This is a genomic window from Lunatimonas salinarum (genome assembly GCF_017811155.1).
GTDB lineage: Bacteria > Bacteroidota > Bacteroidia > Cytophagales > Cyclobacteriaceae > Lunatimonas > Lunatimonas salinarum.
This window is the reverse complement of record NZ_JACVCV010000011.1, coordinates 152,166-172,937: the sequence shown is the minus strand read 5'-3', so window position 1 is coordinate 172,937 and position 20,772 is coordinate 152,166. Positions and strand designations below refer to the sequence as shown.

The following is a 20,772-nucleotide window of genomic DNA, read 5'->3' as shown; positions in this document are numbered from 1 at the left end:
ATTGCAGGGCCTTTTTATGATTAGCGGAGAAAGTCTGCTACAGGAGTGTATGTGAGGCCAAAAGTGTCCGCTACTGCCTGGTAGACGACTTTGCCTCGGATTATATTTAATCCCGAGCACAGGTCTTGATGTGTTCGGCAAGCATCTTTCCATCCTTTGTCTGCCAGTTCCAGGGCGTACGGCAGGGTGGCGTTTGTCAACGCCAAAGTAGAAGTGTAAGGGACGGCTCCTGGCATATTGGCCACACAGTAGTGGAGCACGCCGTCAATCACGTAGGTGGGATTTTCATGTGTGGTAGGCCTGCAGGTTTCAATGCACCCGCCCTGATCCACTGCGACGTCCACCAGTACCGTGCCAGGATTCATCAAGGCCAACATGTCCCTGGTAATCAGGTGAGGTGCCTTTGCACCCGGTATCAGTACCGCACCAACTACCAGGTCGGCTGTTGGAAGTAATTTCCGGATGTTAAACTCATTTGACATCATGGTATTTACATTGGCAGGCATGATATCCGCTAGGTGCCGCATTCTTGGCAAGGAAACGTCTAAAATCGTGACATCAGCACCGAGTCCAGCCGCCATCCAAGCGGCATGTGTTCCCACGATACCTCCGCCTAGGATCAGGACTTTTGCCGGAAGGGTACCGGGGACCCCACCCAATAAAATCCCTCGCCCTCCTAAAGGTTTTTCGAGGTAATTTGCACCTTTTTGAATGGCCATCCGCCCGGCTACCTCCGACATTGGGATCAATAGGGGTAAACTCTTATCTGATTTTTCCACAGTCTCATAGGCAAGGCAAACCGCCCCGCTTTCGATCATTGCCCTTGTCAGGGGTTCATACGAAGCAAAATGGAAATAGGTAAAGAGTAACTGATCCCGTCTTATCAGGCTATACTCCTGTTCGATGGGCTCCTTTACCTTGAGAATCATCTCTGCAACCGTATACACTTCTTCTATGGACGGAAGGACGGTGGCCCCTGCTTGAAGGTATTGGCTGTCGGAAAAGCCGCTTCCTATACCGGCATGTTGCTGGACAAAAACTTCATGCCCGCGTTTGGAGAGCTCTTTGGCTCCGGCAGGTGTCAAAGCGACCCTGTTTTCGTTGTTTTTGATTTCCTTGGGAACTCCGATTTTCATTTCTATGCAGATTAATGGTGTGTTAGGGTTGTTCTGAAATATAACTAAATCAAGCGATTACGTTCACGAGCTGAATGTTTGGAATGTTCAATGAATGGTAGACAGGTGCTCGCCTTTTTCATACGTGTAGCGATGGTACAAGTTGGTGTACAGTTTTGATAAATCCAAATATAATACTGTTTTTAAATGCGTACGGTATCTTAAACAGAATTTTTACATATGGAGTATCGAAAATATTCCAATCATAAATTGGGAATAGTCACAAATTTCAGTATTTTTGGAGCAATAGGATTTTTTGTTTTCATTCGCTAGTTATTCGTAAGTAGAATTTGAGATGGAAGAAACAACCACGTCATATCGGAGAGAAAGGGTGGAAATAGATCGCGGTCAGGTCATCGAAGATTACCGTTTGGCGATGCTTAGTAGGCATGCGTCGTTGATGGGCAGGAAGGAAGTATTCATGGGCAAGGCCAAGTTTGGCATATTTGGCGATGGCAAAGAGTTGGCGCAGATAGCGATGGCGCGGTATTTTGAATATGGCGATTTTAGGTCGGGATATTACCGGGATCAGACGTTTATGATGGCCATTGGAGAGCTTACAGTAGAGCAGTATTTTGCTCAGATGTATGCCCACACCAGTGTAGAACGTGATCCTTCTTCGGCAGGAAGGCTGATGAATAGTCATTTTGCCACCCGATCGCTAAACCCGGATGGCAGCTGGAAGAATCTGATGGAAATCAAAAATTCTACAGGCGATATTTCACCTACGGCAGCACAGATGCCCCGCTTAGTGGGTTTGGCATATGCTTCCAAACTATATAGAGAAAATCCGGAACTTCACCACCTGACGCAATTTTCCCACGGTGGGCGAGAGGTCGCTTGGGGAACCATAGGCAATGCGTCCACCGCTGAGGGGATGTTTTTGGAAACCGTGAATGCCGGAGGGGTGCTTCAAGTGCCCATGATCATCTCGGTATGGGACGATGAGTATGGCATTTCCGTTACCAATGAATATCAGGTAACCAAAGCCAGTATTTCGGAGGCACTTGAAGGCTTTCGAAGAACCCCAGAAAAGGCTGGTTATGAAATATTGGTGGTTCGCGGTTGGGATTATGAGGGGTTGCTCAGGACTTATGAAAGGGCGGCATCTATCGCCCGTGATGAGCATGTTCCTGTACTGGTGCACGTAATAGAAATGACACAGCCCCAGGGGCATTCTACTTCCGGATCCCATGAACGATATAAATCCAAGGAAAGGTTGGCATGGGAAGCTGAATACGATTGTGTACCGCAGTTCAGGGCTTATATTCTGCATAATGGCTTTGCAACGGAGGAGGAGCTTGACGAGATCGAACAGGAAGCAAAGCGACAGGTGCGCATTAGTAAGGAAAGTGCCTGGAAAGCCTTTACCGAGTCGATCAGTCAGGACCTGAATCTAACACTTAGCCTGTTGCGACGTGCGGCAATGCAAAGTAGTCAGCGAGATCAGGTTTTTCAGCTTGCCAAGGAATTATCCAAGACGCTCCACCCCATTCGTATGGATGTGGTGAGTACGGTTCGGAGGGCCTTGTGGCTCATGCGGGTAGATCCGATGGAGGTGAAGGCAGAGCTCATGGCTTGGTATCAAGAAGAGTCAAAGAGAAACCTGGACCGTTATAGCAGTCACTTATACAGCGAGTCGTCCGAACGTGCCGAGCTGGTGGAAGTGATCGAACCCATTTACGAAGAAGGCGCTCCCATGGTGGATGGAAGAGAGATTCTTCAGGCCTGCTTTGATCATATGCTGACGCACAATCCGCTCGTATTTGCGATCGGTGAAGATGTGGGTAAGATCGGTGACGTAAATCAGGCATTTGCCGGCCTTCAGGCTAAGCACGGTGAACTTAAAGTAACCGATACGGGTATTCGGGAAATGACGATTATCGGACAGGGTATAGGAACGGCGCTACGAGGCTTGAGGCCTATTACTGAAATTCAATACTTGGATTACTTGGTATATGCACTAAATACGTTGACAGACGATTTGGCCAGCCTGCATTATCGGACGAAAGGAGGGCAGAAGGCACCGCTTATAATCCGTACGCGAGGCCACAGACTTGAAGGTGTTTGGCATTCAGGATCACCCATTAGCATGATTTTAGGGTCTCTGAGGGGTATACTGCTTTGTGTGCCGAGGAATATGACCCAAGCCGCAGGTATGTATAATACACTACTGAAAGGCGATGAGCCGGCAATTCTCATCGAGGTGCTCAACGGTTATCGAATGAAAGAAAAAATGCCTGCGAATGTGGGCGAGTTTACGGTTCCAGTAGGACAGGCTGAGGTTATACGAAAAGGAACCGATATCACAGTGGTTACCTACGGGGCCATGTGTCGCATTGTCGTGGATGCCGCTGAAATATTGCAATCCATGGGTATTTCCTTGGAAGTGGTTGATGTACAGACACTTATTCCTTTTGATAGAGGGCACATAATTGGGAAATCCATTGCGAAAACAAACCGGGTGATTTTTGCGGACGAAGATGTTCCCGGAGGGGCTTCTGCGTATATGATGCAGCAAGTATTTGAAAATCAAGAAGTGTATTTTTCATTGGATTCCCAGCCGGTTACGATTTCAGCGAAAGATCACAGGCCTGCGTATTCCTCGGATGGGGATTATTTCTCCAAACCGAGTGTAGACGATGTGGTGGAAATCGCATATGCGCTGATGCATGAATCTGACCCAACTAGGTATCCTAGAATTTACTGATAATAGAATCGGAAAAATCTTCTTTTTTAGTTACCTACTCCTTTGTACTTGGGATAAGGTAAAATCCGGTGTAGTGATCGCATTACTGCGTTGAAGTTGACGATCCTGCACTTGGACTTCCAGGCGTATGGTGTCATTTCTGAAAATGCTATTCCATCCGAGAGAAAGCATGGCATAGCGTATTTGCCCTTCTATGGATCTCCCGCGGTCGTCGGTGAGAATTCTGGGGAAACGTCCGTCAAACGTAGTGAAGTAAGGAGGAGCCGACCAGTCAAACTCGGTATACTGGCCACTCCGCTTGATAAAAAACTTGATAAAGATATTGTAATAATCGGGATTTTCCTGCACCCAAATGGTATCATTAACCCGTACATTGTTAATGAGGGGGGAGATGATCCAGTCACGGTTATTGAACGAAGGAGCCTCTGCGGGCCTATTTCGGTAGGTGATAAGCTGACCGTTTTGATCCCTGGGATAGATCAACTCATTGAAGGGTGGGTCTATATCTCTTGGATTTAGTCCTAAATCTCCCTCTTGGTCTTTGAAGTTTATAGTGACGATGAGGGAATCCGCTTCATTGGTTTCTACATATTCTAACGTATTAAAGCTGATTTCCGGTATACTAGGGAATCCCTCGGGAGGTGTAATGCAGGCATACGCGCCTGCTAGTACTAGGAGGATACAGGAAACTTTTATTACCTTCATTTGCTTTTTCATTTAGCAACGGTGCTGGAAGTCCGTAAAGTTGTTTAAAAATAGTTTTTAACCCTTAAAATAACGATGAAATATTTCAAAAGTTTTTCAGAATCGCTTGAAAGGCTGGAAGAGTACGGATTTGAAGACCTGGCGGTTCGGCTTTTTCGGCTACAGGCGGAGGCGAACCCTGTATACCGCGCTTACATTGAAGCACGGAGGTTATCCGTAGGCAGCGTGAAAAGCCTAGAGGATATTCCGTTTTTGCCATTGTCGTTTTTTAAAGACAAGGCAGTTTACTGTGGTAATATCGATGATGCTAGCCGATTCTATTCAAGCAGCGGCACGACCGGGCAAGTTTCCAGTAAGCATTACTATTGGTCGGAGGGGTTCTACCTAGCCCACGCTAGACGGATATTTGAAAAGTTTTATGGTCCGTTGGATACCTATCATTTGATCGCCTTGTTACCCTCATACCTGGAGCGGCAGGGTAGCTCGCTCGTTGCCATGGCAGATTACTTCATTCGAGAAACTAAATCGGATTATTCTGGTTTCTATTTATATAATCACCAAGAACTGGTAAAAACACTTTCAATTTTAGGTCAGCGTGCCGATAGGAAGGTTCTTTTATTGGGCGTAACCTTTGGGCTCTTGGACTTGGTGGACTCTGGTTTGGACCTCCCGCTGATTCCAGAGCTGATGATTATGGAGACCGGAGGGATGAAAGGGAGAAGAACTGAAATGATTCGCGAGGAAGTTCATGACCGGTTGAAACAGGCTTTTGGTGTGTCGCTCATTCATTCGGAATATGGAATGACGGAGATGATGTCCCAAGCATACTCCAAAGGGGAAGGCAAGTACGATCTTCCAGATTCAGTACGCATATTAATCAGGGATCCACATGACCCTTTCACGTATAAGCACCATAAAACGGGAGGGATTAACGTTATTGATTTGGCTAATTTCCATTCCTGCGCTTTTTTGGAAACACAAGATCTTGGGCGCTGGGATGAGGATGGTAGATTGGAAATATTGGGGAGATTTGATTATTCAGACCTCCGAGGATGTAATTTAATGGTCAATTAATTTTGCGAAGCCTTTAGAATTAATCATATTTGGTCACATAAAATTTACTCGATATGCGGAAATTAACCTTCATTGCGTTATTAATTGGCCTAATGGCCATGGGAGCCTGTGCTTCCAGCAAACCTTGTCCGGCTTATGCCAAAGCTGATCTGAACAAAGAGATAAAGGGATAAAGAATATGCTGACGCTAGTAGTCAGCATATTTTTTTACGTCATCTTCGCTAATTTCGTGATTGCCAAGGATTACGAGGCGTTCCACGACATTTCTGAGTTCACGAATATTACCGGTCCATGGATTTTTTTTCAATTTTTCCAGTGCTGCTTCCTGAATGTTCTTTTTGGCTGTGCCGTATTCCGCGGCAATGTCTTCCAGAAATTTATCCACCAACAAAGGAATATCTTCTACCCGGTCTTTGAGAGAAGGTACTTGAATTAAAATCACACTTAACCGGTGATACAGATCTTCCCGAAAATTACCCTCTTTGATTTCTTTTTTTAAATCTTTATTGGTAGCAGCTAACACCCGGACGTCAATGCGTATGTCTTTGTCACCACCCACCCGGGTGATTTTGTGTTCTTGCAAAGCCCTTAGAACCTTTGCTTGAGCAGATAAGCTCATGTCGCCAACTTCGTCCAGAAACAAGGTGCCCTCGGAGGCCTGCTCAAATTTACCCTGCCGCTGTTTTAAAGCAGAGGTGAAAGACCCTTTTTCATGGCCGAAAAGTTCACTTTCGATGAGTTCTGCGGGAATGGCAGCGCAATTTACAGCAATAAACGGGCCGGATGAACGGTTGCTTTTCGCATGTATCCAATGGGCAACCAATTCTTTCCCTGTGCCATTAGGTCCGGTAATCAACACGCGGGCATCGGTTGGCGCTACTTTTTCGATGGTCTCTTTGACCTGACGTAGTGCTTCGGAACTCCCTACCATGTCGAGTTTTTTGGAAAGCTTTTTCTTTAAAACCGTGGTTTCCTGCACCAAATTCTTTTTGTCCAAAGCATTTCGCACCGTCAATAATAGCCGGTTAAGGTCTGGTGGTTTAGGGACAAAGTCAAAAGCCCCTTTTTTAGTGGCTTCAACAGCTGTCTCTATGCTCCCATGAGCCGAAATCATGATAAACTGCGGCTGACGATCCAAGGTACCTACTTTGGTGAGCACCTCGATGCCGTCAATTTTCGGCATTTTTATATCACAGAGCACCAAGTCCACTTCGTGTTTTTGGATCATTTCAAGGCCTTGCTCCCCATCTTGGGCCTCAAGAATCTCATATTTCTCATACTCAAGGATTTCCTTTAATGTGGACCGAATGGCCTTTTCATCATCAATGATCAAAATTTTTGGCATATTTATATGTGTTAAAGGTCGAAAAAGCGTGCAAGCCTGTAAGCCGGGTTCTGTCACCTAGTGAGCCTTACGGTAAAAACCTGCTTCCTTGGTTACTTGTCATTTATCTAGTCCCGGCTTCACAACCGGGCTCAATCGATCTACCCGTTCCGTATGAGAGCGAGCAACCCCCTGTGAGATGCAATCCCACGACGGAACCTATTTGATCTTTCAACCCATAAGGTTTGCCTTGCCCCTACTGTTGCCAGTAGGGCGGTGGGCTCTTACCCCACCATTTCACCCTTACCCAACGATCAACGGAGGGCGGTATATTTTCTGTGGCACTAGCTGTAATCATGCCGTCGCCAGCATAACCCCTTCCCGTTAGGAAGTATGGCGCTCTATGTTGCCCGGACTTTCCTCCCCGCACGGACCTGGATCAGCACGGAGCGACAAGTCAGCTTGCACGGTACAAAAGTAAGGTTTTTTGGCGGTTTAGCATCTTGTGGAACACGTCCTATTCTCTTAACTACTTAATGAGGTGTCTATAGGTGGGGTCAAAGCAGGTTTGATGGATGACTTTTAGTCATTCGAACTCCATAGCGTTTGATAAGGTCATAAATCTTACTCGGTATTTAGGTCTTTTTTTCAAAAGATTTAAACCTTTTTGATTGTCGCTAGTTTTGTATCTATAAGGCTTAGACAAGCTTTTCTTCATAGTGCTGGGTTAGGCCGCCTCATCTTGGTGAGGCGGCTTTTTTTGTGGGGTATCATGATTGATCCGATTCGCGAAGATTCATCGATACCTGCGGACCGGGTTAAATTTATCCATACCTTTGTAGGTAAATATTTTCTCAGATGATTATAGTAGAAAACGCCGTATTGAGTGATGATATCAAAGAAAACTATTTTGTATGTGACCTTGCAAAGTGTAAAGGGGCATGCTGCGTAGAAGGAGATGCCGGTGCTCCCCTGGAGGACGATGAGATTGCAGTTTTGCAGCAGGATTATGAGCGCATCAAGCCATTTCTTTCCGAAAGGGGAATAGAAGCCATACGGAAAAAGGGTGTTTGGGAACTGGATCAAGAAGAGGAAAAAGGGACGGCGACCATTGGAGAGAACGGAGCCTGCGCATTTTCGTTGAAGGATTCAGATGGCGTACTGAAATGTGGAATAGAAGAGGCTTATACGGCTGGAATGACAGCTTTTCGAAAGCCGATCAGCTGCCATCTCTATCCCATTCGGGTGACCAAATACGACCAATTTGAAGCGCTAAACTACGACCGTTGGGATATTTGTGATGCCGCATGTACGTTGGGGAAAGCATTGGAAGTCCCCTTGTATAAATTCCTGAAGGGAGCACTTGTCCGCAAATACGGGGAGGAATGGTACGATCAACTTGTTGAGGAGATTGAAGGGAAATGAAATCTATAAAATCATCCATGGGTGATTTAGCAAATTCCGGGTGTACGATTTTTTTCAGGTTCCCTATTTTACAGATAGGGGTTAGTCTCTAAGTTGGGAGGAGATAGATGTCCATTTCACTTCCGTATCCTGCATACATCCGGTTCATTTAAGCAGCATAAAGGGGGGATCTCCTGTCTGCCCGTCTTCGATTTATCAAAAAAAATAATACGTTACTCTTGTCAGCCTGAAGGGAGGCAAGAGTAACGCAGAACCTCCCGACCGGCATCGCAACGCGCGATCACAAAAGCTTTGTTGTCAGCGTTTATTTTTCAATTGGTGGAGGATAACGGATTCGAACCGATGACCTCTACACTGCCAGTGTAGCGCTCTAGCCAACTGAGCTAATCCCCCAAATAATTTTTGACGAATTCACCTATCGTAACCTACTACCCTGTAAGTGGTCGGCGGCTCGCTTATGGGAATGCAAATATAGATACGGTTTTGAATTCGACAAATTATTCTGTGGAATAATTTGTCCTGGTGAGGATGCTTCTTCCCAAGGTTACTTCGTCGGTAAATTCCAGTTCACCACCTACAGGAATTCCTCTTGCGATGGTACTTACCTTGGTACCAAGCGGTTTGAGTTTTCGGCTTAGGTAAAAGGAGGTGGTGTCTCCTTCCATGGTAGCGGGAAGCGCTAGGATTATTTCTTTTACTACTTCTCCTCCGTGGGGCTGCACTACTCGGGAAAGGAGGGAGTCTATATGGATATTATCCGGGCCTATTCCCTGAATAGGGGAAATTACCCCACCCAGCACATGATACAACCCGTTGTATTGGGAAGTATTTTCAATGGCAAGCACATCGGGTATGTCCTCTACCACACAGATAAGCGAGTGGTCTCGCCGGTGTCCTCCACAAATGGAACAGATTTCCGTGTCGGACAGGTTGTGGCACACCCGACAATAGCTGGTTTTGGTACGAAGGTCTACGATGGCTTTGGCTAACGAGGTGGCAACAGACGCATCTTGTTTTAGCAGATGCAGGGAGAGGCGAAGGGCTGTCTTTTTACCGATACCTGGCAACCTACTTATTTCTGTTACAGCCTCTTCGATAAGCTTTGAAGGAAAGTTCACACTGACTGAAATTAGACGATTGTAGCCTGAATGCCCGCATCTAAGATAGATTCACACATGGGTTTCAGTTTTGCAAAACTCCCCTTTTTTACGGAGCACTTGCCCTTGAAGTGGATGATAAGGGAGCATTGCTCTGCCTGTTCCATCGTGTGATTGCAAACTTTCACCAGGATACGGATTACATGCTCGAAAGTATTTACGTCGTCGTTGAATACGACAAGGTCGTATTCCTCTTGGTCGACTATCTCCTCCAGTAGTACGTCTTCTTCGATTTCGATCAAATGTTCTAGTGGTTTCATTTTGCAAAGATAATAAATTGTCACAACTTTAGCGCGCTCAAGCCTGATTGCATATGGATATCACCCTGATTTTAGCCGTCATTGGAGGTTATTTTTTGCTCTTGTTTCTGATCTCCTGGTTTACAACCAGAAAAATTTCCGCAGAGACCTTTTTTACCGGAGACCGACAATCCCCTTGGTTTTTGGTGGCTTTTGGGATGATCGGTGCGTCCCTTTCCGGTGTGACGTTTATCTCTGTACCGGGTGAAGTTGGGACTAGTTATTTTTACTATTTTCAGATTATTTTGGGTTACACTCTTGGGTATGCAGTCATTGCAAAGGTATTGCTGCCACTCTATTACCGCTTAAATCTAGTTTCGATATATGCCTATCTCGATGATCGATTTGGTTTTTGGTCTTACAAAACGGGTGCTTTTTTCTTTATTTTATCCCGAACATTGGGCTCCTCCATTCGGGTATTTCTAGTAGCGGGGGTGTTGCAGTTAATCCTGTTCGATGCGTGGGGGGTTCCGTTTTGGGTATCCGTATTGGTGACCGTATCCCTTATCTGGCTGTATACCCATCGAGGTGGTATCAAGACAGTGGTTTGGACGGATACCTTACAGACCTTGTTTATGCTAGCGGCGGTCGTGGTGAGTATTTTTTTGGTAAAGCGTGAGTTGGGATTGGGTTTTGTGGAAATGGTGGAGGTGGTTTCTTCTCATCCTTATTCTAGGGTATTCAACTGGGATTGGCAAGAAGGGACGAATTTTTTCAAGCAGTTCTTTGCCGGGACTTTTATCGTCATTGTTATGACTGGCTTGGATCAGGACATGATGCAAAAAAACCTGACCTGCAAAAGTTTAAAGGATGCTCAAAAAAACATGTTTTGGTTTACCATTATCCTTGTAGTGGTAAACCTGATTTTTCTCTCTTTGGGTGTTTTGCTTTACCTCTATGCGGAAGCCAATAGCATTCCTCTGCCGGCAAGGACGGACGATTTATATCCCTTGCTCGCCAGTAAACATTTCTCCGCATTTGCAGGTGTGGTGTTTGTGTTGGGTATTACAGCTGCGGCATATAGCAGTGCAGATTCTACCTTAACGGCACTCACTACGTCCTTTTGTTATGATTTTTTGCAGATACAAAATAAATACGGGCTGGTAAAGCAAGTGAGTGTCCGCAAGCTGGTGCACTTGGGTTTTACGGGGTTGATGTTTCTTGTGATTTTGGTCGTAGAATGGCTAAACGACCAAAGCGTCATCAACGCCGTGTTTTTGATTGCAAGCTACACCTATGGGCCTTTGTTGGGGTTGTACAGCTTTGGGCTTTTCACAAAATGGCAACCGAGAGATAAATGGGTGCCTCACTGTGCACTGATAACTCCTTGCCTCGCCTATTTGATCTCGTTGTATTCCGAAAGCCTCTTTGGCGGATATAAATTCGGATTTGAGATTTTGATTCTTAACGGTGCGCTGATGTTTTTGGGCTTGTTGCTGTTAAGCGTCGGCCAGCGGAAGAAAAGCTAATAGACTTCCGTCTTCTTAATCGCTAAGCTTATTACCGTCCAGATGATGATTTTCATGTCCAATAAAACGGACCAATTGTCTACATAGAAAATGTCCAGTTTGCACCGGGAATAGATGTCGTAAAAAGTTTTTGTTTCACCGCGAAACCCCTTTGCTTGGGCTAGTCCCGTAATCCCCGGCCGTACCGTGTGCCTATACATGAAATTGTTTATTTCCGCCGAAAACCGATCATTCATCGGCAACGCATGCGGCCTGGGGCCTACGATCGACATTTCTCCGATCAGGACATTGATGAACTGAGGAAGTTCATCCAAACTGGATTTTCGAAGAAAGGAACCAAAACGGGTGACTCTCGGGTCATTTTTTGTTGCCTGTTTGAAATCTGCCTCAGAATTGGGGCGCATGGTTCGGAATTTGTAGCAATAGAATGGCACGTTGCCTTTTCCATGTCGCAACTGGCGAAAAAGTATGGGGCCTTTTGAATCCAACCGAATGACAAGCGCAATCAAGGGGAAAAGCCAAGAGAAAACAAAGACAAAGAGTAATGAACTCACCAGGATGTCAAACGTCCGCTTTAGCTTGTCCTGATTAGGGTTTAGAAACCTGGCTTTTTTCAGTTTTTTAAACCGTCTTTTGACCCTCCGCTTTTCTCGGTTGACGTTAACAGAAGTAACAGTTAGAATTTCAGCCATTGTCTGGTACGAACGATTGGTTTTTATTACATACAATAATGTTGCCGAATTGTTCCCGTTTGTCTTTTTTGTATTATTAAAAATGTTTTTCAAAGCTAAATAAACTTATTTTAATCTCCTAGACAACAGTAGGTTATTTTTTTGTATCGGTTATGAATGGATGAAAAAATTAATTGTGAGTCAAAATTTTGGGATGTTTGTTGAATTATTGTTAAAACAACACGAAATTTAGACCTCTGTCCTCTACGGGTGGTAAGGTTGTACGCAGGCGACACATGGAGGGAAATTAATATATCATACGAAGGTTTTCTTGTCTGCCGAACAGGCACGCATTTCGATAAACCGGGGCACGTTTTTACTGCCTAAAAGCAACATGATACCCCATGAAATGGGGACCGGGAAAATCATCGACGGGATTGCTCTCGTTCATTTGGTTTAGAACATGCGACGGACGCTTGAGAGTGAGGTGTCGGCGGGAAAAGTCAAAGTGTTAAATGGACACTAGGGTCCCAGAAATGGTCTTCAAAGTCTACCACACAGTCATTTTTTACCCGAATCCCCTCTTGTTCTAACAACTTTTGCATTTCCAGTGGGTGTCCAAAATGATTTTTGCCCGTAAGCATACCTTTGCGGTTTACGACTCTATGAGCGGGAATATCTCCTGCTACATGTGATGCGTTCATTGCAAATCCCACAGTTCTCGCCCCACTTTTTGCACCCAGAAAGGAGGCGATAGCACCATATGAGGTCACACGTCCTTCGGGAATCTGACGGACCACTTCGTATACATCATTGAAAAAGTTTTGCTGATTAGAGTTCACTGGACAGTTGGATGATTTTCTGATTGATCATTCGTTTGATTTTCTTTTCCACTGCGCGGTCTCCACTTATCAGCTGAAATTGGACTTTTATTTTTACGGCATCCCGCTGGATTGCAATTGCCTTGAGGACAAAGGAGTTTTTGGAAATGTGTTTTTCTACGGGGTTTAGGTGTCGAATTAAGCTGTTTTCCAGTGAGTCCAGGTTTAGTTTGTCGCTCAGCTTTGTTTCAAACTCGAAGGACATTTTTTTTATGTTTTGACGCGAGTGATTAATCACATGGGAGGAAAGGATTAAGCTGTTTGGTATCATAACGAGGTCGTCATCTTCATTTGCGATGATGACATTAAGCAGGGTGATGTCCTGAATTTTTCCTTTGAATTCACCCATTTTGATATGGTCTCCAAGAGTCAATTGGTCAGAAAACATAATAATCAGCCCATTAATCATGTTGGTGATATAGTCCTTGGAGAGCAGCGCAATTGCAGCCGCAACGATGGTGATGCTCGATAGGAATTCAAGTGGCTGAATATCTACCAGTACCATGATACCCAGCAGGACGATAATAACATTTAGGATGCTTGCAATGCGGTTGATACCCAACACGAAATTACCGTGTAAGCCGGTTCGTCGCTTTCTTCTCAAATAGAAGCGTATTAGTATGATCCTACCCAGAGAAATAACCAAGTTGCCGGCTACAACCACTTCAAGGGCGGTCAGGTAGCGGTTGATTTTTGGAAAGTACGGCTGGATTAGAGGGCCCAAATATTCAGACCCTACCAGCAAGGCTATGTATACGACAATTTTTACCAGAAAAATGGACCGACGCTTTCGCTCGGAGACTTCTATTTGGTCTTTTTTTGGATTCATGGGTATTTCAAAAATAAATCTTTAATTTTAAGGATTTGGAGAGATGCTCGCAAAATTATCGGTTTGAAACGTAAATAAATAATGAATGGATCGGAATATCATCGTAACAGGTAGTACGGGTAATTTGGGTACGGCGGTTATCGCTAAATTCAAGCGAGAAGGGTACCAGGTCATTGCCTTGGTTGAGCCTGGGAGTGATGTTGAGTTGGAGGAGGCAGACGATGTGTACCAGGTGGATGTGACAGACGAGAAGGCGGTACTTGCCTTTGCCAAGGAATACAATCTGCAGTATGGAGAACTCGATTGTGTGGCATTACTTGTTGGTGGATTTGCCATGGGGTCGTTGGAAGAAACATCCCAGTCGGAATTGTCCAACATGTTTTCACTGAATTTCTTTAGTGCCTTTAATATGGTGAAAGCCTTTTTGCCCGCTATGAAAAAGGCCAACCGAGGGTGTTTTCTGTTTGTTGGAGCCAGGCCGGCATTGGAAAAGGCTTCTGGGACACACGCTTTGGCATACGCTTTGAGCAAGGGATTGGTGATAGATTTGGCAGAATTTACCGCCCATGAAGTGTCTGGGACACAGATACGTTCCCATGTCTTTGTGCCGAGCATTATAGACACACCACAGAATAGAGAAAGTATGCCGGATGCGGATTTTACGCAATGGGTTTCTCCGGCTGATATTGCGGAAGCCATGCATTATGCGGTGAATACCGGGGCGTTGCGAAACATGACCTTTAAGTTATATGGTGGAGTTTGATTCAAGCTATGATAATTCAAAAAGAAGATAAACCATGTTATTTATGAACAGTAGAATTCTAATGGTGCTTTTTATGGGGTTTTTTCTACCTCAAATGCTGATGGCCCAAACGAATAACGAGACAAGGCCTCTTCCGGCCTTTAATGGCGTGAGCGTTTCCAATGGCATTGAAGCGGTCTTTGTAAAAGGAGAAAAACACGGAATTGAAATTACCGCATCGGGATTGGAGCTATCTAGGGTGGAGACTTCCGTGACCAATAGGGTGCTTGAGATGAAGATTGCCGGAGTAACGCCGCGGTCGGCAACCGTGAAAGCCACAATCACTTATGTAGATTTAGAGAATGTGCAGGCTGCTACCAGCGCCAAGGTGTTTATCAAGGACCCCTTGGCGGTCAGATCCGTTCAATTGTCAGCCGCCACCAGCAGTTACATTGAGGCCGTTATACAAGCACAGGGTTTGGTGTTGGAAGCCCAAACCAACTCCAAGATTTTTGTGAAGGGTAAAGCCTCCGATTTGAATTTTTCGGCGGCTACCAATGCAGAAATTGATGCAGAAGGACTTGAAGTTGCCCATGCGGAGGTAAAAATCAATACCAACGCAAAGGGCAGCTTTATGGTGACGGAATCCTTAAAGGGTACCGCAGCCACGCGCGGCAGAATTACTTACACCGGAGATCCCAAGATTTTGGATGTGAAGACAAATACAGGAGGCGCGATCGATGAAAAATAGTGTGGTTGCCAGGTTTGTTTTGTTTGTTACGCTGTTTTGGGGTGGCTCCCAGCACGGATTGTTTGCCCAGCAGCTTAGTGCGGAGAACGAAGTTCGTGATCTGCTCCAAGGATTTTTTGTGGCTATGAAGAAGAAGGATAGCGCAACCATTCGGCAGGCCTTTCACGTGGATGCTGTCATGCAGACGGTGGTTCAGGACGGAACTGTCGCCAGTCTAGGAACCAATGATGTCAGTGAATTCTTGAAAAGAGTTGGAACCAGCGAGGTAGAGTTGGATGAGCGGCTTTTGGCATATAGTATACAGGTTGATGGTTTATTGGCCCATGCATGGACACCATATGAGTTTTATGTGGATGGCAAATTCAGTCATTGCGGGGTGAACTCATTTCAGTTGATCCGAGCTGCCGAAGGGTGGCAGATCACCCACGTGATCGATACGCGAAGAAAGGAAGGCTGCCGATAGGCGGCCTTTTTTGTGCCGTAGGTTTGCAATCGAGCTACCCAAGGTTGATTCGGTGAACTGGTTCGGAGGCAGTTTCTTTTGGTAATTCAGGCCCTAAAAACTTGTGATATATAAAATTTGTCCTTAGAATTGTGCCTCAATTCAAGAAGTATGGATTACGCAGTACACACAATGACAGGTAAACCGGCGTCCGAATCCGTTTGGACGATTGACTGCGCCTATTTTTCTACCGGTTCAACCTTTCGTACTTACACCTCCATTACGGGTTAATCCCGTTCTGAAAACACATATCCCCCTTTTTGCAAGGTCTATTTTAGGCTTATCCACTACCTTTTAATCATATGTAAAGCAATGAAAATATTAAAATTTGGCGGTTCCTCCATTGGAGATATAGACAGGATAAAGAGCGTTCTCAACATCATAGGGAAGGAAAAGGACAAGGGTGAGATAGCGGTGGTTTTTTCCGCATTTGGTGGGGTGACGGAAGACCTGTTACGGTGTTCTGCACTTGCCAAAAACAACGATCCGGCCTATCAGCCCTTGTTGCTCGCGATGGAGAAGCGCCATATGCAACTGGTCAAGCAGCTTATCCCGGTGCAGCGACAGTCATCCGTGCTAACTTACGTCAAGGTTCGATTTAACGAGTTGGAGGATTTGTTTCACGGGATTTTTCTGATAAAGGAATTTTCTGCCAGAACTTCAGACTATGTGGTTAGCTTTGGCGAGCGGATTTCTGCTTACATATTGGCGGAGGCGCTGCGGGAGAAATCCCTAGATACGGTGTTTTTAGATGCCAGGGAGGTGGTTAGGACAAACGATCACTTTGGAAATGCTAAGGTGAATTTCCCGACCACCAATCAGTTGATCTGGGATTTTTACACCAAAAACAAAGGCAAAATGTTGGTTATTACCGGGTTTGTGTCGTCTACAGATAAAGGGGAGACCACGACACTCGGCAGAAGTGGATCGGACTATACGGCTGCGATTTTTGCCGCCGCGTTGAAGGCCGATTCTTTGGAAATTTGGACCGACGTATCAGGGGTGATGACCGCGGATCCCAAGCTGGTTTATTCGGCGATCACTATTCCACAGTTGAGTTACAGCGAGGCCATGGAGCTCTCCCATTTTGGAGCAAAGGTGGTTTTTCCGGCCACCATGCAGCCGGCAATGCGCCGACGCATTCCTATTTACATAAAGAATACCTTTGATCCCGCTAATTCCGGTACCTTAATTTGTGACGAAACAGAAAACAACAAGCTGATAAAGGGGATATCTTCGCTCAGCCACATTTCCTTGCTAAATGTACAAGGATCCGGCCTGGTAGAAGTGGTTGGGGTCAGTAGCCGGGTATTTGGGGCTTTGGCCCGTTCTGGAGTAAATGTAATCTTGATATCCCAGGCTTCTTCGGAACACAGCATCTGCATTGCGATAAAATCATCGGATGCAGCAAAGGCCAAAGAGGTGCTGGAGCAAGAATTTCATTACGAGATCATTGCTGGGGAGATGGATAAAGTGGCCGTCGTCCCCAACATGGCCGTGATTGCCGTAGTAGGGGAAAACATGAAACATCACCCCGGTGCCAGCGGCAGGCTGTTTCAGGCACTGGGAAGAAACAATATCAACGTTTCAGCTATTGCCCAGGGCAGTTCAGAGTTGAATATTTCGGCGGTAATCAAACAAACCGACCTTCAGAAGGGGTTGAACGCATTGCACGAAGCGTTTTTCTTGGCAGATAACAAGGTGCTGCACGTTTTTTTGGTAGGGGTAGGTCTGATAGGGAAAGCCTTGATGAAGATGATCAACAACCAACTCTCCAAGTTGCAGTCCGATTATATGTTGGATATCAAAATCCACGGATTGGCCAATTCACGGTATATGGCCTTTGACGAAGACGGCTTTGACCTCTCTCAAAATCCTGTGCCGTCCGAAAGAGACCTTCCGATGGATCTGAATGTGTTCCTAAATACCATGAACAGCATGAATTTCTCCAATTCAGTGTTGGTGGATTGCACGGCAAGTCAAGAAGTGGCAGACAGTTATCAGCGGGTGTTGGAATCAAAAGTAGCTGTAGTAACACCGAACAAAAAGGCCAACTCAGGTACCTTGGAGAAGTACAAGGAGCTAAAGAAGCTTTCCGGTCAGCGTAATATCAAATTTCTGTACGAGACCAATGTGGCGGCAGGTTTACCGGTGATCAATACGTTGCAGGATCTCATCTTGAGCGGTGACAAAGTGATCCGTATCGAAGGGGTGTTGAGTGGTTCGATGAACTTTATTTTTAGCGAACTTAGCAAGGGCATTCCATTTAGTGAGGTAGTGGCCAATGCCAAGGCAAAAGGATACACCGAGCCGGATCCTAGAGATGACCTGAGTGGCATGGATGTGGCCCGAAAGATTTTGATCCTCGGTCGGGAAGCAGAGCAAGAGCTCCATTTTGAAGACGTTACCGTCCAAAGCATGGTGCCCGATGACTGTGTGCACACCAGGTCGGTGGGGGAGTTTATGGAGAAGCTTCGTGCCCACGATGATCATTTTAAGGAATTGCTGGAGGAGGCAAACCGAAAGGGTGAGAAATTGCGATTTATGGCGGTTTTGGAAAATGGGAAAGCCTCCGTTGGACTGCGTTCAGTGGATGCCAGCCATCCCTTTTTCTCCTTGGTAGGTAGCGATAACATGATCTTATTTACCACCGAACGTTACCATGAATTTCCGATGATCATACGCGGTCCCGGGGCTGGGGCCGATGTGACAGCGGCAGGCGTGTTTGCAGACATCATTCGACTAGGTAATTATTCCCGATAAAGATGGAAAATAAGAAAGTAACTGCCTTTGCTCCAGCTACGGTAGCCAATGTGTCCTGTGGCTTTGATATTCTGGGGTTTGCCGTGGATAGCCTAGGTGATAAGGTCACCGTAAGTCTAAATGACCTAAACGAGATCCGCGTTACACGCATAGAGGGGGATAACGGCAAGCTTCCGTACGAAATAGAAAAAAACACCTGCGGGGTCGCTGTTAATGCCATGCTTAAAGACATGGGTTACCATGGTGGTGTAGACATAGAATTGTACAAAGGGTTGCCCCTGGGAAGTGGTATGGGTTCCAGTGCCGCGTCGGCCGTCGCCGCTTTGGTGGCTACTAACAGGCTTTTAGGAAACCCATTTGAGAAATCCGCCCTACTGCCCTTCGCCATCGAATCAGAACGGGTTGCCTGTGGCGCAGGACATGCAGACAATGTTTCTCCGGCCCTTTTAGGGGGCTTTGTGCTGATCAGAGACTATCACCCGTTGGACGTGATTCCACTTAATGTTCCCAGGGGCCTTTATTGTACCTTGGTGCATCCCCATTTGGTTTTGAATACGGCTGACTCGCGAAGTGTTTTGAAGCAGCACGTTTCTTTAAAGGATGCGACCACCCAATCCGGCAATATTGCAGGCCTAGTGGCTGGCCTGTATCAAGAGGATATGGCCCTTATCAGCCGATCATTGAATGATGTCATTGCAGAGCCTTCCCGATCTATTCTTATCCCTGGGTATGATGAGATGAAAGAAGCTATAAAAACTGCGGGTGCACTTGGCTGCGGGATTTCCGGTTCGGGTCCCACGCTGTTTATACTTTCGCCTACCGAAGAGATAGCTTGGGAGGTCAGCAGAAGGTCTCAGGAGGCTTACGACAAAGTTGGCCTGGAGATCGATGTATACGTGTCTGCCATAAACACCCGTGGCGCCTATGTTATCGAAGAGAAAAAATTGGCATAAACCCGCAGTTCCGCCTAGCTGCCAACCTCTAGTACCATGAAGTATTTCAGTACCAACGATAGAACGCACACCGTTTCCCTTCAGGAAGCAGTGATTCAGGGTTTAGCACCAGACCAAGGGCTCTATATGCCGGAATCCATTCCTGTTTTGTCACCGTCACTCATACAGCGTATGAGGGAGATGTCCTTTCGGGAAATAGGCTACGAGGTGATTGCGGCACTTTTTTCCGAGGACTTATCCGTAGAGCAAATTAGGGATTTGGTAGACCATACCTTGCAGTTTGACGCCCCCTTGGTTCAGATCGAGGAGCATGTGTTTAGCTTGGAGTTGTTTCACGGTCCCACCTTGGCCTTTAAGGACTTTGGGGCGAGATTTTGTTCTAAGCTCATGAGTTTGCTGCTGGATAAACAGCAGGTGAAAGTATTGGTGGCAACTTCGGGAGATACCGGCAGTGCCGTTGCCAATGGGTTTTTTGGTGTCGAAGGTGTGGAAGTGGTTATACTGTATCCCTCCGGCAAGGTTAGTGAACTGCAGGAAAAACAATTTACCACGCTGGGCGGTAACGTGACGGCCTTGGAGGTAGATGGTGTGTTTGACGATTGCCAACGAATGGTGAAGGAGGCTTTTCTGGATCCAGCGCTCAAAGGGAAAATGCTGCTGACTTCTGCAAACTCCATCAACATCGCAAGGTGGATTCCACAGTGTCTTTATTATTTTTATGCGGTTTCCAGGTTGCCCGAGGGGCACGGTAAGATTGCTTTTTCGGTTCCCAGTGGCAACTTTGGAAATATCGCGGCGGGAATGTTGGCGGAAAGGGCTGGCTTGCCCATCGAGGTCTTTGTGGCGGCTACGAATGTCAATAAGGTGGTGCCAGCGTACTTGGAGGGACACCCCTTTGCCCCAAAACCTTCCATCCAAACAATCAGTAATAGCATGGATGTGGGAAATCCCAGCAACTTTTACCGGCTGTTGGCTTTGTACGGTGGAGATGAGGCAATGCTTCGGGATAAAGTGAAGGGCTATTTTTACTCGGATAGCCAAACCAGCGAAGCCATGAAGGCCGTGAGAAAAAGCACGGGCTATACCATGGATCCCCATGGGGCTGTGGCGTATTTGGGCTTGAAGGATTTTATGGCCTCGCAAGAAGAGCCCTACGAGGGTATTTTTCTGGAAACCGCCCATCCTGGTAAGTTCCGGGATGTGGTGGAGGAGACGCTGGACGAATCCTTGGATATGCCTAGTCGATTGATGGATTTTATGAAGGGCGAGAAAAAATCCATTCCGATCGCAAACGATTACCAGGCTTTTCGGGAGTTTTTGCTCCAGTCCGTGTAAACGATTA

General features: G+C 46.1%; 18 protein-coding genes, 1 tRNA gene and 1 other RNA gene. 10 read left to right on the top strand and 10 right to left on the bottom strand.

What is annotated here, in order from left to right:
* Positions 1–20 precede the first annotated feature (20 nt).
* Positions 21–1,136, bottom strand: a complete 1,116-nt coding sequence (gene ald / locus IAQ59_RS14760) for an alanine dehydrogenase (protein WP_209331590.1) — start codon at positions 1,134–1,136, stop codon at positions 21–23.
* A 334-nt stretch (positions 1,137–1,470) separates the two neighbouring features.
* Here ald and IAQ59_RS14755 point away from each other — a divergent pair, with 334 nt between their 5' ends.
* On the top strand, positions 1,471–3,885 hold the full coding sequence (locus IAQ59_RS14755; RefSeq protein WP_209331589.1) for an alpha-ketoacid dehydrogenase subunit alpha/beta: 2,415 nt from the start codon (positions 1,471–1,473) through the stop codon (positions 3,883–3,885).
* A gap of 30 nt (positions 3,886–3,915) precedes the next feature.
* On the opposite strand, the gene IAQ59_RS14750 is transcribed toward IAQ59_RS14755, so the two are convergent.
* Positions 3,916–4,590 carry a hypothetical protein gene (locus tag IAQ59_RS14750; protein WP_209331588.1) on the bottom strand — a complete coding sequence of 225 codons (675 nt, stop codon included), beginning with the start codon at positions 4,588–4,590 and terminating at the stop codon, positions 3,916–3,918.
* Between the two features lie 75 nt (positions 4,591–4,665).
* On the opposite strand from IAQ59_RS14750, the gene IAQ59_RS14745 reads away from it, so the two are divergent.
* A complete protein-coding gene (locus IAQ59_RS14745; RefSeq protein ID WP_209331587.1) occupies positions 4,666–5,664 on the top strand; it encodes an acyl-CoA synthetase family protein in 999 nt (332 codons plus the stop codon).
* A gap of 187 nt (positions 5,665–5,851) precedes the next feature.
* Here IAQ59_RS14745 and IAQ59_RS14740 read toward each other — a convergent pair whose 3' ends face one another.
* Together IAQ59_RS14740 and rnpB are read right to left on the bottom strand one after the other, a co-directional pair.
* A complete protein-coding gene (locus IAQ59_RS14740; RefSeq protein WP_209331586.1) occupies positions 5,852–7,009 on the bottom strand; it encodes a sigma-54-dependent transcriptional regulator in 1,158 nt (385 codons plus the stop codon).
* 23 nt (positions 7,010–7,032) lie between these two features.
* An RNA gene (rnpB, locus tag IAQ59_RS14735) (RNase P RNA component class A) lies at positions 7,033–7,457 on the bottom strand.
* A 389-nt stretch (positions 7,458–7,846) separates the two neighbouring features.
* On the opposite strand from rnpB, the gene IAQ59_RS14730 reads away from it, so the two are divergent.
* A complete protein-coding gene (locus IAQ59_RS14730; RefSeq protein ID WP_209331585.1) occupies positions 7,847–8,413 on the top strand; it encodes a DUF3109 family protein in 567 nt (188 codons plus the stop codon).
* A 316-nt stretch (positions 8,414–8,729) separates the two neighbouring features.
* Here IAQ59_RS14730 and IAQ59_RS14725 read toward each other — a convergent pair.
* The 3 genes from IAQ59_RS14725 to IAQ59_RS14715 form a co-directional block, all read right to left on the bottom strand.
* Positions 8,730–8,806: transfer RNA gene (locus tag IAQ59_RS14725), tRNA-Ala, on the bottom strand.
* A gap of 104 nt (positions 8,807–8,910) precedes the next feature.
* Positions 8,911–9,531, bottom strand: a complete 621-nt coding sequence (recR, locus tag IAQ59_RS14720) for a recombination mediator RecR (RefSeq protein ID WP_209331584.1) — start codon at positions 9,529–9,531, stop codon at positions 8,911–8,913.
* Between the two features lie 11 nt (positions 9,532–9,542).
* Positions 9,543–9,830, bottom strand: coding sequence for an ATP-dependent Clp protease adaptor ClpS (locus IAQ59_RS14715; RefSeq protein ID WP_209331583.1), 288 nt, complete (start codon positions 9,828–9,830; stop codon positions 9,543–9,545).
* Positions 9,831–9,883: 53 nt separating this feature from the next.
* Here IAQ59_RS14715 and IAQ59_RS14710 point away from each other — a divergent pair, with 53 nt between their 5' ends.
* Positions 9,884–11,338, top strand: coding sequence for a sodium:solute symporter (locus tag IAQ59_RS14710; RefSeq protein ID WP_209331582.1), 1,455 nt, complete (start codon positions 9,884–9,886; stop codon positions 11,336–11,338).
* On the opposite strand, the gene IAQ59_RS14705 is transcribed toward IAQ59_RS14710, so the two are convergent.
* From IAQ59_RS14705 to IAQ59_RS14695, 3 genes are all read right to left on the bottom strand, one after another.
* On the bottom strand, positions 11,335–12,030 hold the full coding sequence (locus tag IAQ59_RS14705; protein WP_209331581.1) for a sugar transferase: 696 nt from the start codon (positions 12,028–12,030) through the stop codon (positions 11,335–11,337). The two genes, IAQ59_RS14710 and IAQ59_RS14705, sit on opposite strands and share 4 nt — an antisense overlap.
* A gap of 482 nt (positions 12,031–12,512) precedes the next feature.
* Positions 12,513–12,851 (bottom strand): MGMT family protein, encoded by a 339-nt coding sequence (locus IAQ59_RS14700; protein ID WP_209331580.1) that lies wholly within the window; start codon positions 12,849–12,851, stop codon positions 12,513–12,515.
* Positions 12,841–13,719: a mechanosensitive ion channel family protein gene (locus IAQ59_RS14695; RefSeq protein WP_209331579.1), complete on the bottom strand. Its 879-nt coding sequence runs from the start codon at positions 13,717–13,719 to the stop codon at positions 12,841–12,843. The genes IAQ59_RS14700 and IAQ59_RS14695 overlap by 11 nt, the downstream gene beginning before the upstream one ends.
* 85 nt (positions 13,720–13,804) lie before the next feature.
* On the opposite strand from IAQ59_RS14695, the gene IAQ59_RS14690 reads away from it, so the two are divergent.
* From IAQ59_RS14690 to thrC, 6 genes are all read left to right on the top strand, one after another.
* Entirely contained in the window at positions 13,805–14,482 is a 678-nt protein-coding gene (locus IAQ59_RS14690; RefSeq protein WP_209331578.1) for an SDR family NAD(P)-dependent oxidoreductase, read from the top strand.
* Between the two features lie 43 nt (positions 14,483–14,525).
* Entirely contained in the window at positions 14,526–15,212 is a 687-nt protein-coding gene (locus tag IAQ59_RS14685) for a head GIN domain-containing protein (RefSeq protein WP_209331577.1), read from the top strand.
* The gene (locus IAQ59_RS14680; protein WP_209331576.1) at positions 15,202–15,675 is read left to right on the top strand and encodes a nuclear transport factor 2 family protein; all 474 of its coding nucleotides are present in this window, start codon (positions 15,202–15,204) and stop codon (positions 15,673–15,675) included. Before IAQ59_RS14685 ends, IAQ59_RS14680 begins: the two co-directional genes overlap by 11 nt.
* A gap of 351 nt (positions 15,676–16,026) precedes the next feature.
* The gene (gene thrA / locus IAQ59_RS14675) at positions 16,027–18,477 is read left to right on the top strand and encodes a bifunctional aspartate kinase/homoserine dehydrogenase I (protein ID WP_209331575.1); all 2,451 of its coding nucleotides are present in this window, start codon (positions 16,027–16,029) and stop codon (positions 18,475–18,477) included.
* Positions 18,478–18,479: 2 nt separating this feature from the next.
* Entirely contained in the window at positions 18,480–19,430 is a 951-nt protein-coding gene (locus IAQ59_RS14670) for a homoserine kinase (RefSeq protein ID WP_209331574.1), read from the top strand.
* Between the two features lie 36 nt (positions 19,431–19,466).
* On the top strand, positions 19,467–20,765 hold the full coding sequence (gene thrC / locus IAQ59_RS14665) for a threonine synthase (RefSeq protein WP_209331573.1): 1,299 nt from the start codon (positions 19,467–19,469) through the stop codon (positions 20,763–20,765).
* Positions 20,766–20,772 lie beyond the last annotated feature (7 nt).

What these genes read in the sequence shown, in the direction of transcription:
- ald (WP_209331590.1), bottom strand. Translation starts at nt 1,136, where the DNA reads ATGAAAATCGGAGTTCCCAAGGAAATCAAAAACAACGAAAACAGGGTC.
- IAQ59_RS14755 (WP_209331589.1), top strand. Translation starts at nt 1,471, where the DNA reads ATGGAAGAAACAACCACGTCATATCGGAGAGAAAGGGTGGAAATAGAT.
- IAQ59_RS14750 (WP_209331588.1), bottom strand. Translation starts at nt 4,590, where the DNA reads ATGAAGGTAATAAAAGTTTCCTGTATCCTCCTAGTACTAGCAGGCGCG.
- IAQ59_RS14745 (WP_209331587.1), top strand. Translation starts at nt 4,666, where the DNA reads ATGAAATATTTCAAAAGTTTTTCAGAATCGCTTGAAAGGCTGGAAGAG.
- IAQ59_RS14740 (WP_209331586.1), bottom strand. Translation starts at nt 7,009, where the DNA reads ATGCCAAAAATTTTGATCATTGATGATGAAAAGGCCATTCGGTCCACA.
- IAQ59_RS14730 (WP_209331585.1), top strand. Translation starts at nt 7,847, where the DNA reads ATGATTATAGTAGAAAACGCCGTATTGAGTGATGATATCAAAGAAAAC.
- IAQ59_RS14715 (WP_209331583.1), bottom strand. Translation starts at nt 9,830, where the DNA reads ATGAAACCACTAGAACATTTGATCGAAATCGAAGAAGACGTACTACTG.
- IAQ59_RS14710 (WP_209331582.1), top strand. Translation starts at nt 9,884, where the DNA reads ATGGATATCACCCTGATTTTAGCCGTCATTGGAGGTTATTTTTTGCTC.
- IAQ59_RS14705 (WP_209331581.1), bottom strand. Translation starts at nt 12,030, where the DNA reads ATGGCTGAAATTCTAACTGTTACTTCTGTTAACGTCAACCGAGAAAAG.
- IAQ59_RS14695 (WP_209331579.1), bottom strand. Translation starts at nt 13,719, where the DNA reads ATGAATCCAAAAAAAGACCAAATAGAAGTCTCCGAGCGAAAGCGTCGG.
- IAQ59_RS14690 (WP_209331578.1), top strand. Translation starts at nt 13,805, where the DNA reads ATGGATCGGAATATCATCGTAACAGGTAGTACGGGTAATTTGGGTACG.
- IAQ59_RS14685 (WP_209331577.1), top strand. Translation starts at nt 14,526, where the DNA reads ATGAACAGTAGAATTCTAATGGTGCTTTTTATGGGGTTTTTTCTACCT.
- IAQ59_RS14680 (WP_209331576.1), top strand. Translation starts at nt 15,202, where the DNA reads ATGAAAAATAGTGTGGTTGCCAGGTTTGTTTTGTTTGTTACGCTGTTT.
- thrA (WP_209331575.1), top strand. Translation starts at nt 16,027, where the DNA reads ATGAAAATATTAAAATTTGGCGGTTCCTCCATTGGAGATATAGACAGG.
- IAQ59_RS14670 (WP_209331574.1), top strand. Translation starts at nt 18,480, where the DNA reads ATGGAAAATAAGAAAGTAACTGCCTTTGCTCCAGCTACGGTAGCCAAT.
- thrC (WP_209331573.1), top strand. Translation starts at nt 19,467, where the DNA reads ATGAAGTATTTCAGTACCAACGATAGAACGCACACCGTTTCCCTTCAG.